Source organism: Peribacillus sp. NPDC076916, assembly GCF_050269675.1.
GTDB classification, from domain to species: domain Bacteria; phylum Bacillota; class Bacilli; order Bacillales; family DSM-1321; genus Peribacillus; species Peribacillus aracenensis.
The window spans coordinates 16,415-29,944 of sequence record NZ_JBNNIU010000024.1 but is presented as its reverse complement, the minus strand read 5'-3'; the positions used below and the strand labels follow the sequence as shown (position 1 = coordinate 29,944).

The following is a 13,530-nucleotide window of genomic DNA, read 5'->3' as shown; positions in this document are numbered from 1 at the left end:
GTCACACCCGTTCCCATTCCGAACACGGCAGTTAAGCTCTTCAGCGCCGATGGTAGTTGGGGGTTTCCCCCTGTGAGAGTAGGACGCCGCCAAGCAATGTTTATCACATCAATTAGGATTCATAAACCCGTATAAACAGGTTCAAATCCTATCTACGCATTCTAAACCTTAGGATTATACTAAGGTTTTTTTGTATAAATTCCACCATTCGTTGGTAAGGCTTATTAAAAGCATGATTTTGGTAGGGGGCTTCTCGAATGACCGGTAAAGAAGAAATCCTGGACAATAAACAAATTCTTCATTCTTTTGCGGAATGGTTAATGGGTCAAAATAAATCCGATGGTACGATTAAAACCTATGTGGGAGTTATCTCCCAGCTTCTTCAATGGTTTAAAGATGAGGCGGAAGAGATTGAAAAATCCCATGTCCAATCCTATTTAGACGATATGGAACAGTCAAACAAGAGTGCAGGAACGATTGAAAAGCATTATTCAGCCATTACCATGTTTTCCAGGTTCCTTGATAAACCCGAAATCGTCCTCAACATCGATCGTAAAGCAAAGGAAAAGAAAGAAGATCCGCCAAAAGCCCTGAACATGCTTGAGCAAGCTGCTCTCCTAAAAGAAATCGAGGCTTCTGGGCATTTCAGGAATATTGCCATTGTCTACACAATGATTCATACAGGTATCCGGGTGTCCGAACTTTGTGATTTGAACCATAGCGACATTCAAAAAGAGGGAGAAAGGCAATATATCCTCATCCGGGATTCAAAGGGTGATATAGACAGGAAGATTCCACTTTCCATGACTGCTAGTGAAAAGATCAAGGCATACAAGGAATTTTTAAATATGGAAACGGAGGCCATCTTCATATCCAGTGTGAATCAGCGCATCACGCCAAGGTCCGTGCAATATATGCTGAATAAATATAATGCGACTCCCCATAAGCTGCGGAATACGTTCTGCCAAACATTAATCGATAAGGGGATAGACCTTCAAACCGTTTCAAAATTGATGGGGCATAAAGATTTGAACATGACCAAACGTTATATAGGAGAAGGAAAAGAAGAATTGGAATCAGCCATTGAAAATACTTTTGATAATTCGTAGGATTGGGAATACCGGTCGTAAAGGCCAGCCAAAATATGATGCTAGTCCAACATGTTATGCTTTTTTCAGATAAGTTTTTAAAATCCGTAAATGAAATTAAGAAATAAGAGTATACGTTCGAACAGGAGTAAGGAAGTGCTTATGGCCATTTATAAGGCTATAGAGGAAAAGGATCCGAATAAATCTCAAAAAGCGATGTGGACGCATTTGAAAAATGCGATTAAAAGAAGTATGTTGTGACTCAATATTTAAGGGCACGTGAGTGATAAAGGAGGTTTGCTTTGATCACTATTCTTCAGAGGAAAACACATCAGCCTAAAATTGCAGTAAAAGGATTTCGGGATGATCCGAAGTCCTTTTTGACGTATTTATCGGTTTAATCATGGAGATAGCCTTAAATAAAATGTACGACAAAACTTTGGGCAGGTAACCATTGGTCATCTGCCCGATAGAATTTAAACGATTCCGGCTGCTTCAGCTAAATACTCAATCAGATGGAGGGCGCGCATTGATTCCGTGAGGCCTTCACGTTCAATCCCAAGTTTCATCTGCAATAGGCACCCAGGATTGGTTGTAATAATAACAGCTGCGTCTGTAGCTTTAGTGTGCTCCATTTTTTCATCGAGTATAAGCATGGAAGCATCATAGTTTACAATATTATAAATGCCAGCAGATCCACAGCACATGTCAGCCTGATCCATTTCAATAAAATGTATTCCGGGAACTTGCTTTAACAACTTGATTGGTTCTTGTTTTACCTTTTGCACGTTCGTCATATGGCAAGAACGTTGATATGTTACTCTCTCGCCTGTTCGTGCTCTCAATTTCGGCAATCCGCATTCAACTAGAATCTGGCTGATATCCTTTGATTTGGATGAAAAATCTGCTGCTCTGCCTGCCCATTCGCTGTCACCTGAAAGCAAATGACCGTATTCATATAACATAGAACCGCATCCGCCAGCATTATTGACAACAAAATCAGCATCCACTTTTTCAAAAGCAAGGATATTTTGCTTGGCAAGCATACGTGCTTCATCTATTTCTCCAGAATGTGCGTGCAATGCGCCGCAGCATGTTTGTTTCGGTACAACGATAACATCACAGCCCGCTTCCGAAAGGAGCTTAATAGATAATTGATTAATACGGTGGAACATCGCGTCCATAATACAACCGGTAAAAAAGGCTACCTTATATTTCCGCTTCAATTTTGCTTTTATTTCTGTTAGGGCACACCCCCGTTCCGCTGGTGCTAAAGGTTCCGGCATGATTGATTCAAATGCACCAAGATTATAAGGGAGCTTTTTCATAATACCTGATTTACGGACCGCTTTTTGAATCCCACTTTTTTCGTAAAGCCAAATGGAGTGGCCAGTGACGTTCATCATCTTCCTGCTAGGGAAAACCTTATTCAAGAGCACTTTTCGGAGCAGTCGTATGGGAATAGAAAAAGTTTTGCGTTTGACAAGTGCGGCGCGTGTGGCCTCTAAAAGGGAACCATACTCTACACCTGTCGGGCAGGCTGTTTCGCACGCCCGGCAGCCTAAACACAAATCGAATGGTTCTTCGAGAACAGACAAATCTGTAATTTTTCCTTCACCGACCATTTTCACTAAGTTAATCCGCCCACGGGGTGAGTGTGTCTCTTTTCCGAATGCGATATAAGTCGGACACACAGGCAAACAATAGCCGCACTGAACACAATTATTCGTTTTATCGTATTGAAATTCTTTCCTTAACAGTTTAAGAGATGCTTCCATATCAGTTCAACTCCAATTTTTGACCTGGTTCAGGGAAAATTTTCCCTGGATTCATTATGTTATTTGGATCCCATACTTTCTTAATCCGTTTCATCATATCGAGGCCAGCTGCCCCTAGCTCCATCTCCATAAACGGAGCTTTCATGATTCCAATACCGTGCTCGCCAGACAATGTTCCTCCAAGCTCGATCGCAGCCGTGAAAATTTCCGAAACAGCTAGTTCAACGCGGCTCATTTCTTCATGATCCGTTTTATCACAAATGATGTTCGGATGCAGGTTGCCATCTCCTGCATGTCCAAAAACCACGAGATGCACACCATATTTATCTCTTATTTCCTGAAGTCTCTCACACATTTCGGGGATTTTACTGCGGGGAACAGTAGCATCTTCTGAAATTTTCGTTGGTTTAATGCGGACAATGGCCGGCGATACGAGCTTACGTGCTCTCCATAGTTCTGCTTCTTCGGCTTTGTCTTTTGGAATTCTAACTTCTCTTGCCCCCACAGTACGACACAACTCTGCTGCTTGAGCGATTTCTTCCTGCAAAGCAAGTGGATGACCATCCATTTCAATTAAAATAAGTGCTGCCGCATCAACAGGTAAGCCAAGTGGTTCAAATTGCTCAACTGCTACAATTGATGCCTGATCCATCAGTTCCATTTTTGAAGGGAAAATACCGGAAGAAAGAATTTTGGAGATCGCACTTCCTGCATCTACTAAGCTATCAAAAATAACCATCATTGTTACAGTAGCCCTCGGTTTCGGAATAAGCCGAAGCACTGCTTTCGTAATGATGCCAAGTGTGCCTTCTGAACCAACAATCAGTTTTGTTAAGTCGTACCCAGTTACATTCTTTACAGTTCTCCCGCCCGTTTTTATGAGCTCGCCTTCGGGTGTAATCACTTCAAGTCCAATAACATAATCTTTCGTCACACCATATTTCAGCCCCCTAGGTCCGCCAGAGTTTTCAGCTAAATTGCCTCCGATTGTCGAGACGTGAGAACTGCTGGGGTCTGGGGGATACATAAATCCTTTTTCTTCAGCTGCTTTATGAATATTCGCTGTCAATACACCAGGAGAAACCACAGCTACAAGGTCTTCTTCGTGAACTTCTAGTACATCATTCATTACAGATAAATCAAGTATGAGACCACCATTAACCGAAAGAGGTCCTCCGCTTAGACTGGTGGCCTGGCCCCGTGGATAAAGAGGGATTTTTTCGCGGTTCGCATACTTTACGAGGGATACCAATTCTTCTACACTTTTTGTCTGAATGACGAGATCAGGTAAATAGGTTCCAAAAGAAGCGTCGAATGAATAGCTGAAGCGATCACTTTCATTTGTTAAGACTCTTCCCGTTTTGATAATTGCTTTTATTTCCCGAGAGTGATTGGAGGTAACTATCTTCATTTCAATATCATCCTTTCTGTAATTCCATATTTAATAATCTTGTAAGAACAACCTTAATTTTTTCTCGGCGTTTCTTAAATGAATTTGACATTGAAGTTTAGCCAATTCAGGCTCTTTTAATTCAATTGCCAGAAGAATGCTCTGATGTTCTTCGTAGACAGCTTTACGTTTTAGTTTTAATTGTTCATTTGGACGAAGGGTGATATTTAACGCTTTTTCATAGAGATAAGATAGGCTTTCTAGCGTTTGAATCATAATTGGATTATGTGTAGCCCTAATAATGGAAGAATGAAAATCTATATCAGCATTCATAGCAGTCGTACCTTTTTCGATAGATTCCTCTTCCATTATCTTTAAAATTTGCTTCATTTTATTAAGTTGTTCTGGTGTACGTCTTAAGGCAGCTAGATAGGCAGCTTCAGGCTCCAAAACCTTGCGCATTTCAAATAGATGCTTAATTGTTTCAACATCATCACTTTCAACCTGCATGTGCTGAAAGAATGTTGAACTTGTTGTTTCTTCTACATAGCTTCCCCCGCCTTGACGGGAGTGAATGACACCTGCTGCACGCAACATGCTCAATGCCTCGCGAATGGTTGTCCTACTTACAGAAAATAGAATAGTTAACTCTTTTTCCGTTGGCAGCTTAGAGCCTGGACGGCACTGCCCTGTTTCAATCATGTTTAATAATTCACGAGAGATCATTTGAGAAACATTTTCTTTTTGGGACAAAATTATCTATCACCTTTCATGTTTTATCAAAGAGAAGGATAAAAACTAAAAATTTTGTATGACATATTTATGGAATATATTAAGAATTTATTCTCTTTTTTTAGAAATACAAATAGAAAGCGCTTTCAAATTGAACTTAATAAAGAAATAACCCTTAATTAAACAACAAAAACGAATATTTGTATTACAAATATTGTATAAAAAACAGTTGAGTTAATCAAGAGTTTTCTTTATGACTACAACCCGGTTTCGCAAACTGTAAACTGAATATTAAAAGGGAAGAACTTTTGTTTTAAATTACAAGCAATGTGATGCAGAAAAAGTCCGGGCGCGAAAAGGATTGCACGTATTCTCATTACGTGGGGAGCCGCTATAGTGTTGGTGTGAATAAAAAAACATTTATTTGCATAAAGATGCAAAATGGTATATTTTTATAATAACCATTCTAAGATCTAAAAGGGGATAAAATATGGATATTTATCATGCAGTAACCAGTGATGTTAAATATATTTATAATTTAATACAAATTCACGCTGAACAAGGAGTAGTTTTGCCTCGTACAAAATTATCACTATATCAACATTTACAATGTATGTATGTCATGAAAGAGGATAATAAAATACTTGGGGTTGCCGGATTACATGTTTTAGGTCAGGACCTAGCAGAGGTACGTTCATTAGTCGTAGCTCCCAACCATTCTGGTCAAGGTATAGGTCGTAAGTTAGTTAATCATATTATAAATGAAGCTTCACAACTGGAAATTAGCAGATTAATATCATTAACATACGAAACGGAGTTTTTTAAAAAATGTAATTTTGAAATTATTTCAAAGGATACTTTGCCTGAAAAAGTATGGATTGATTGTATGAATTGCCCAAAATTTAATTCTTGTGATGAAGTTGCAATGATTAATTATATTGGATAAAAAAAATATCAAAGAGTCCATTCAATTATGGCTGTCCTAATTAAAGGGGGCATACTGCAACATTATCACTTGTGCTTGTGTCAGTAACGACACTTACCATATTATAAGATTTATTTATTGCTTCTGTAAAAATAGTTTAGAATATTGGAGGAAAGTAAGGTAGCCATATTGGGTTCTATCATTCTAGACCCCTTGGCAATACCAACTAACGTTGTTTCAGTAGTCATTATTGCTTCAGCATTTTTTTTAAATCCACCCTCAATCAAATGAATCTTTATGTCCGTTGATTCCCGTTCTAATTTTATCAATTGCCATTGTTTACAATTCCACCTGGGGATGAGGGGATTATATCTTCAGGTGGAATGTTTAATTCTCCTCCAATAAGATGAATGATCTCTTTCACATTGGCTATTCCTTCGTCTTCCGTTGCCACTTTAGCATTTTTACTATTTTTATTTTAACAAAACATCTTAATTGTCCAATTGCGATATTTTCTTTTCCAATTGGAATGGGTGCCCCACAGAAATGATTTTGAGTAAACATGGGTGCCGCTGCACTAGGGACAGTAGATAATATTACAGAGAAATCAAGTGTATCATCTTTTATTCCAAAACGTTTTTAGAACAAGTGTAAAACCCTTTGAGAAAGGCTTTTGTAGCGTTCAGTGTTATTTGTTTTTAATGGGTTAAATATAATCATTATTGGCAAACTCCTTTCCTCACTGTTCTCTAGATGCAAATATTATTTAAAGATAATCAATATAACAATTTTTATAACTAAAGTGGGTTGCATATTAAAGCGATAGTTTTTTTTATTTTGATATTTGTTCTGAAAATATAAAGAATAGTAACTATAACTTACCAAACGTCAAATTATATTTTGATATCTAGGAATTTTTAAGCTCAACATCGGCGTAGTCTGATCCCAAAGAAAACGGTATTTATCACAAGGATTCTTTAAAAATTACAAATGCATAAATGGAATAATATTCAAGAAAAAAGATTGACAAAAGCAAATAGTTAGTTTAATTTAAATTTAATTAATAATATTCAGACAAATTTAAAAATAACTTTTAAACTTTATTCTGATTTACACATAGCCAACGAAAAAAAACACCATCATAAAATATGACATTATGATGGTGCACTTGATTATCTTTTTATAAGATTACATCAAGAACTAAATAACATATTATTTTTTAAAGCATTTGCTTATTCTGGTCATACTGGTAATACCGGTGTAACCAATTAATAGAATTAAGGTGATAAGAGATGAGTGGGAATTTATTATATTTCGAAGTAGCTGAAGAAATAGAGAACAAAATTAACACTGGAATTTATGAAGAAGGAGAAAAACTTCCTTCTGAGAGAGAATTAACACAAGCGCACAATGTAAGTAGGAATGTGATTAGGCAAGCACTTACCATTCTCAGAGAAAAAGGGTTAATTACCATAAAACCAGGAAAAGGAGCTTATATTACAAAGATAAAAGATACGTTAGTTACTGAAACTTTGAAAAGAGTAATTGACAAATATGACTCCTCTATTGAAGATATCCAGGAGGTTCGTCATGGACTTGAAACTTTAGTCATTAAATTAGCTGTTAAAAAGGCTAGTAGTGACAATATCGAAGAATTAAAAAGCATTTGTAAGCAAATGGATGAAGACATCAGTATCAGTAGTTTTTTAGATTGGGATTTAAAATTCCATAGGACTTTAACTAGTTCAACTCAAAATCCAATTTTTTCTGTTTTAGTTAATTCATTCTATGATATGACTGAACATACGACTTTCTTATTAACTAATTATACAAGTAGTTTTATCAATGTAATGGATAAAGCTCAAGAACATCATTGGATGTTGATAAAATCAATTGAATCAAGAGATGTTGATCGTGCGATATTAGTAATGGAGGATCATATGAATTTATTCGGTGAAGAAATCAGTTTACTTAAGAGTGATAAAGTAATATAAACAACTACTTTGAAAGGGGTGATGTACTAAGATTTTAGTTGTACGAAAAAACAAAAAAGGGGTTGTAAAAAATGGATAAGAAGCTACCGATTTTTCACCCTGGGATTCCTGCTACAGTAAGTATTGTAATTGCTGTTATTACTGCATTGTTATGTGCAAACTGGCTAGACAATATTATGAAATTATAGTTAGGAGTGAAAAAAGTGAAACCACCTTTAAAGTATTCTATTTATTCAATTTTATATTTTTCCGAAGATGGAATTTGGGAGTATGAAATATACCAAGGATTGAAGAATCATTACAATAAACAATCACTAAGTAAAATTCGCTCTATATTACTTGAGTTATCGAATAAAAGTTGGACAGATGAAGTGGAGGTGGTAACTCACAATGGCTCTATTTTAAGGAAGTATAAAATACAAGCACGTCATAAGGAATTTATTGATTACCAACTCTCACCTCGAAAAATTATCGATGAATTAGGTTTAAAAATAGGAAATGTAATTACGGGGAGGGGCACTGCATGAACGCCGAGTCTTTAGAAAAAATTAAAATGTTGCAAGAATCTCGTAAAGTTCGTATAGGGATGGTGTATGCAGCACTTGGTGCTCCGATGCTAGGAGTAGCTTTTGGTTTTGCAGGTTCAGCAGGGACTTTAGCTCCTTTTAATATGGCATTCCCTACAGGTTCAATGGCATTTCAATTTTTTGAATATATGTTTGGTCTGCTTGCCATTTTTATCTATTCTTTTATGGTTGGCAGCGCAAAAGATAATTTTCGAATTTTTAAATCAAAAATTTCATGGTACGGGGTTTTTACAGCTATGACGGGTATGATTGGCGATTTTCTATTCTTTTCAGCTTCTGCATTAGTAGGAGGAGCAATTGCTGGTCCTTTAGCAGCATTGTTTGGATTTTGGGGAGCTGTCATTACTTCGCTAGTCTATCGAGAGAAGATACTGCAAAAGTGGACAATAGTAGGAGTTATCTTTATAGTAGCTGGAATTTGGGTTGCATCTGGTGGAATGGGTATTGCAGCTCCAGAGGGTGTTTCGGGAACAATTGTTTTGATAGGTGCTGCTATGGGACTGCTTTCTGCCATCATGTATGGAGTTGAGAACTTTGCGATTGCTGCAGGTTCAGATATGATCCCTGAAGAAAGTACATTGTTTTGGAGAGCTGGGTGGGCATTAGTCGCTTTGATTATTCTTAACTTCACAATAATGCCTAAGTTTACAGATATCGCTAGTATAATGTTTCAAGAACCTATGTGGTGGGCATATGCTGCAGTAACTGGTGGTGCTTGGGGAGTCTATATGATTGTAGCTCTATATATAGGAATTAATACAGCAGGAACTGTTGGTGGAGGATTATTAGCGAGTACAGGGTTTGTATGGACAACACTTCTTTCGATGACTGTTTATGGCGGGACTTGGAGCACTTCATTATTAATAGGTTCCTTAATCATGTTTGCTGGAATTAGTGTTATGTTATTAAGGCCTTCCAATTCAATAAGTAAATTAAGAGAATAGTAAAGGAGTAATGCCAATTGGACGAGATCAAAAACGAATATTTAAAGATATCCGAAAAAGAAGCCAATTACTTAATTCGTGGTGTCATTGCAAGTTCAATGGTATTTGTTATTCCATTTATCATTATTATTTTAAATGGTTGGTGGGAACCGTTAGGTACTTCACAAGACGGCTGGCGTTGGGTCGCTACTTCAACAGTACTTATTGCTTTAGTTTATATAGCATTAATCTTTGATAAGAAGTATCGGAAACATTAATTTTTGAATCAGTAACGAATTTCATTTCTTTAAACGGAAAAGTAACTACAATAATAAAATATTTAATATTTAAAATAGTTAGAATTGATAAGGGGGAACAAGTATGAGTAAGTACATTTGCGGCATTGACATGGGAGGTACATTTACTGATTTTGTATCTTTTAACACAGAAACACAAGAAGTAGAAGTTTGGAAAAATCTATCTACTCCTAATCAACCTATTAATGGTTTATTGACTGGATTAAATAATTTTGATGATCTAACAAGTGTAGGTCAAATACGTCATGGCACAACCATTGCCACAAATGCAATTTTAGAAAGAAAAGGGGGAAATGTGGCATTTATTACAACAAAAGGCTTTAAAGATGTCCCATTTATTCAACGGGGTAATCGAAAAAAACATTATGATATCAGTTGGATTAAGCCTGAACCACTGGTAAAACGGAGGAACTGTTTTGAGATTACGGAGCGATTAACTCATAAAGGCGAAGTATTACAGGAAATAAATGAAGAAGAAGTAAAACAAATCGCAGAAGAAATAAGAAATAGAGGCAATATTGATTCTATTGCAATTAACACTCTATACTCCTATGTAAATCCCTCACATGAACAAGAAATAAAATCTCTCTTTAAAAAATACCTACCTGAAATTCCAGTTTCGATTTCATATGAAGTTCTCCCAAAATGGAAGGAATACGAAAGAGGCAGTACAGTTATTGCAGATGCCTATATTAAACCGATTGTTTCAAACTATGTGAAAACGTTAGAAGAAAACTTTGAAGAAATGAACATCACAAAAAATGTGGGAATCATGAAATCAAATGGTGGAATTATGACCATAGATGCTACTGATCAAGCTCCGATTAACACTGCAGTTTCAGGCCCAACTGGAGGAGTTGTAGCTGGAAAATCAATTGCAAATCTATGTGGAATTGATAATCTTGTCACACTTGATATGGGTGGAACTAGTACAGATGTAGCCGTAATCGTAAACGGAGAAGAACAATTTACGACGAATTTTGAAATTGAATGGGGAATCCCTATTCAAGTACCAATGATAGATATTCGTACAATTGGTGCAGGTGGCGGAAGTATTGCTTCGATAGATAAAGGCGGAATGCTAAATGTTGGACCAGAAAGTGCAGGGGCACATCCAGGACCAGTGTGTTATGGCAATGGTGGAGAGAAACCGACTGTAACGGATGCCAATTTAGTATTAGGCCGTTTAAATCCACAAAATTTCCTTGGTGGAAAAATGAAACTTGATTTTGATGCTGCTTATAAAGCTATCGAAAAACTAGGTGAACAAATAGGAATGTCTGTAGAAGAAACTGCACTGGCAATTGTGAAGATCGCCAATAACAATATGGTTGGAGCATTAAGAATGGTATTAATTGAACAAGGATATGATCCACGTGACTTTACAATGCTCAGTTTTGGTGGAGCGGGTCCTGTACATGCAAGCGACATTATTGATATCGCTGGTATTCCAAATTGTATTGTTCCAGTGTACCCAGGACAATTTTCGGCGTTTGGCTTTGTCCAATGTGATGCCCGAGTGGATTTGCAGCGTACTGTCCAAATGACCTCTAAGTTTTTTGATATTGATCGAGCAAATCAAGTATTCCAAGAATTAAAAGAAACTGGTATGAATGACTTAATTTCACAAGGATACAGAGAAAATCTTGAAGTTATTACATCCATTGAAATGAGGTATTTAGGCCAAAACTATGAATTAGATATACCTTTTACTTATGCCCAAATTAATGAAGATAATGTTCAACATATTTGGAATACTTTCCATGATATGCACAATGATCGCTTTGGCTTCAAAATTGACGGTGAAGTGATGGAGGTTGTTAACTACAAAGTTACAGTCATCAGTAAACCTGAGAAAGCAAAATTAAAAAATATTGACTTAGTAAATGGAGGAATCGCAGTTCCAAAAGATGAACGTTTAGTTCGATTTGATGATGAATTTTTGGCAACAGCTATTTATGATCGAGATACTCTATTAGCCGGCCATAGAATTGCTGGTCCGGCAATTATTGAGGAAAGTGCATCTTCAACAGTAATTAGGCCTAATCATATCGTAATAGTTGACGACTTTGGAAATCTTCATATTAAAACAAAGGAAGGGTGTTAATAAATGGATTATGTAACAATGAATATTATTAATTCTGCAATGATATCAATTTGCCGTGAGATGGGAATTACTCTCATGAAAACCTCTTATTCTACTATTTTTAATGAAGCTTTAGATTTTACATGTGGTCTTGCAAATACAAAAGGGGAATTAATAGCAGTTGCTGATTACTGCCCTGCAATGATTGGTGGTATGCCAGTTTTAATTGATAACTGTATCAAAGAAATACCTGTTTCTGAAATGAAGCCTGGAGATGTCATTCTTCATAATGATCCATACAGAGGGGGATTGCATATTCCAGAACATACATTATTTAAACCTATCTTTATAGACGGGGAAGTGGTTGGCTATGCGGTCGCCATTGGACATATAGCAGAGATTGGTGGAATCGTTCCAGGAGGTTTTGCTGCAGAAGCAACGGAAGTATTTCAAGAAGGGATAAGATTACCTCCTGTGAAAATTATTAACGAAGGAAAAGACAATGATGATGTATGGAAAATTATGCTAGCGAATGTAAGGACACCGAGACATAATTATGGTGATTTAAGAGCGTTAATCAGTTCTGTTAATTTGGGTGAATCAAGATTATCAGAGCTAATCATTAAATATGGAAAAGAAATCTTCACAAAGACAGTAGATGATCTATTGGATTACTCAGAACGTCGTATGCGTGCAGAATTAAAGGAAATTCCAAATGGTTATTATGATTTTGACGATTATATTGAAAATGATGGAATTGAAGATAAGACTTTCACGATTAAAGCAAATGTGTATGTGGAAGATGAAGAAGTGATTGTAGACTATACGGGAACTTCACCACAAGCACGTGGACCGATTAATGCTACTTATGGTGTATCTGTTTCAGCAGCTTATAATGCCTTATTGCATATTACAGACCCTGAAATTCCAAAGAATTCTGGATGTTTTAGACCTATTAAAGTAGTAGCTCCTCCAGGAACAGTAGTAAATGTTGATTTCCCAGCACCGGAAGTAGGGGGCAATACAGAAACACATCCAAGAATAGCGTTAGCTATTATAGGTGCTTTCTCTAAGGCAGTTCCAGAGAAGGTTATGGCTTGTGAAGGTGGCACTCATCTAAACTTTGTATTTGGAGGGCATCACGATGACTATGATGAATACTATGTTTGTTATGATTTAGAAGCTGTAGGATGGGGTGCGCGCCCATATGCTGATGGAAATAATATGGTTGACTCGATAAACGGAAATTGTCGAACGACACCAACTGAAGTTTTTGAAACGAGATTTCCATGGCTTATAGAATCTTTTAATTTAAATCAAGATTCTGGCGGCCCTGGAAAGTATCGTGGTGGATTGGGTGCTGAAAAGGTTTTAAAATGTGTGGCAAAAGAAATAACTGTAAGCCAAATGTCAGATCGACATCAAATAGCGCCGTTTGGATTATTTAACGGTCAAGAAGGTGGACTAGGTGCAACGCTCGTGATGAAAAATGGAGAGAGTGAATGGAAAAATGTAAAAGAAGCTTATGGAAAGGTTTCTTCAAGTAAATTCTCCAATCTTACCGTGAAAAAGGGAGATAGAGTAAAGATTGTTACACCTGGTGGTGGTGGATATGGAGATCCATGTGATAGAGATAGAAGTAAACTGGAAGAGGATATTAAGGATGGTTTTGTGTCCGAAGAAGCAGCCTTATCAACCTATTAAATTACC

At 36.8% G+C, this 13,530-nt stretch carries 11 protein-coding genes and 1 rRNA gene; 9 read left to right on the top strand and 3 right to left on the bottom strand.

The genetic code is table 11. From position 1 onward, the window contains the following. Positions 1–95, top strand: a 5S ribosomal RNA gene (rrf, locus tag ACQKFG_RS27570); the annotation flags it as partial. Positions 96–257: 162 nt separating this feature from the next. Beyond that, positions 258–1,109, top strand: a complete 852-nt coding sequence (locus ACQKFG_RS27565) for a tyrosine-type recombinase/integrase (RefSeq protein WP_427564237.1) — start codon at positions 258–260, stop codon at positions 1,107–1,109. 455 nt (positions 1,110–1,564) lie between these two features. On the opposite strand, the gene ACQKFG_RS27560 is transcribed toward ACQKFG_RS27565, so the two are convergent. The 3 genes from ACQKFG_RS27560 to ACQKFG_RS27550 are packed head-to-tail and all read right to left on the bottom strand — an operon-like array spanning position 1,565 to position 5,009. Then, positions 1,565–2,866: a (Fe-S)-binding protein gene (locus ACQKFG_RS27560; RefSeq protein WP_427564235.1), complete on the bottom strand. Its 1,302-nt coding sequence runs from the start codon at positions 2,864–2,866 to the stop codon at positions 1,565–1,567. Between the two features lies 1 nt (position 2,867). Continuing rightward, entirely contained in the window at positions 2,868–4,277 is a 1,410-nt protein-coding gene (locus ACQKFG_RS27555; protein ID WP_427564233.1) for an FAD-binding oxidoreductase, read from the bottom strand. A 30-nt stretch (positions 4,278–4,307) separates the two neighbouring features. Continuing rightward, entirely contained in the window at positions 4,308–5,009 is a 702-nt protein-coding gene (locus ACQKFG_RS27550) for a FadR/GntR family transcriptional regulator (protein WP_427564231.1), read from the bottom strand. A gap of 469 nt (positions 5,010–5,478) precedes the next feature. On the opposite strand from ACQKFG_RS27550, the gene ACQKFG_RS27545 reads away from it, so the two are divergent. The 7 genes from ACQKFG_RS27545 to ACQKFG_RS27515 all read left to right on the top strand — a co-directional run bounded on the left by ACQKFG_RS27545 (position 5,479) and on the right by ACQKFG_RS27515 (position 13,524). Further along, the gene (locus ACQKFG_RS27545; RefSeq protein ID WP_323598916.1) at positions 5,479–5,934 is read left to right on the top strand and encodes an N-acetyltransferase; all 456 of its coding nucleotides are present in this window, start codon (positions 5,479–5,481) and stop codon (positions 5,932–5,934) included. Between the two features lie 1,271 nt (positions 5,935–7,205). Next, positions 7,206–7,907 (top strand): FadR/GntR family transcriptional regulator, encoded by a 702-nt coding sequence (locus tag ACQKFG_RS27540; RefSeq protein WP_427564229.1) that lies wholly within the window; start codon positions 7,206–7,208, stop codon positions 7,905–7,907. Positions 7,908–8,110: 203 nt separating this feature from the next. Next, positions 8,111–8,434: a hypothetical protein gene (locus ACQKFG_RS27535; RefSeq protein WP_427564227.1), complete on the top strand. Its 324-nt coding sequence runs from the start codon at positions 8,111–8,113 to the stop codon at positions 8,432–8,434. Then, positions 8,431–9,438, top strand: coding sequence for a hypothetical protein (locus ACQKFG_RS27530; RefSeq protein ID WP_427564225.1), 1,008 nt, complete (start codon positions 8,431–8,433; stop codon positions 9,436–9,438). The genes ACQKFG_RS27535 and ACQKFG_RS27530 overlap by 4 nt, the downstream gene beginning before the upstream one ends. Positions 9,439–9,455: 17 nt before the next feature. Then, positions 9,456–9,695 carry a hypothetical protein gene (locus ACQKFG_RS27525; RefSeq protein ID WP_252433610.1) on the top strand — a complete coding sequence of 80 codons (240 nt, stop codon included), beginning with the start codon at positions 9,456–9,458 and terminating at the stop codon, positions 9,693–9,695. A 103-nt stretch (positions 9,696–9,798) separates the two neighbouring features. After that, on the top strand, positions 9,799–11,841 hold the full coding sequence (locus ACQKFG_RS27520; RefSeq protein ID WP_427564223.1) for a hydantoinase/oxoprolinase family protein: 2,043 nt from the start codon (positions 9,799–9,801) through the stop codon (positions 11,839–11,841). A gap of 3 nt (positions 11,842–11,844) precedes the next feature. Next, positions 11,845–13,524 (top strand): hydantoinase B/oxoprolinase family protein, encoded by a 1,680-nt coding sequence (locus ACQKFG_RS27515; RefSeq protein ID WP_427564221.1) that lies wholly within the window; start codon positions 11,845–11,847, stop codon positions 13,522–13,524. Positions 13,525–13,530: the final 6 nt, after the last annotated feature.

What these genes read in the sequence shown, in the direction of transcription:
- ACQKFG_RS27565 (WP_427564237.1), top strand. Translation starts at nt 258, where the DNA reads ATGACCGGTAAAGAAGAAATCCTGGACAATAAACAAATTCTTCATTCT.
- ACQKFG_RS27560 (WP_427564235.1), bottom strand. Translation starts at nt 2,866, where the DNA reads ATGGAAGCATCTCTTAAACTGTTAAGGAAAGAATTTCAATACGATAAA.
- ACQKFG_RS27555 (WP_427564233.1), bottom strand. Translation starts at nt 4,277, where the DNA reads ATGAAGATAGTTACCTCCAATCACTCTCGGGAAATAAAAGCAATTATC.
- ACQKFG_RS27545 (WP_323598916.1), top strand. Translation starts at nt 5,479, where the DNA reads ATGGATATTTATCATGCAGTAACCAGTGATGTTAAATATATTTATAAT.
- ACQKFG_RS27540 (WP_427564229.1), top strand. Translation starts at nt 7,206, where the DNA reads ATGAGTGGGAATTTATTATATTTCGAAGTAGCTGAAGAAATAGAGAAC.
- ACQKFG_RS27530 (WP_427564225.1), top strand. Translation starts at nt 8,431, where the DNA reads ATGAACGCCGAGTCTTTAGAAAAAATTAAAATGTTGCAAGAATCTCGT.
- ACQKFG_RS27520 (WP_427564223.1), top strand. Translation starts at nt 9,799, where the DNA reads ATGAGTAAGTACATTTGCGGCATTGACATGGGAGGTACATTTACTGAT.
- ACQKFG_RS27515 (WP_427564221.1), top strand. Translation starts at nt 11,845, where the DNA reads ATGGATTATGTAACAATGAATATTATTAATTCTGCAATGATATCAATT.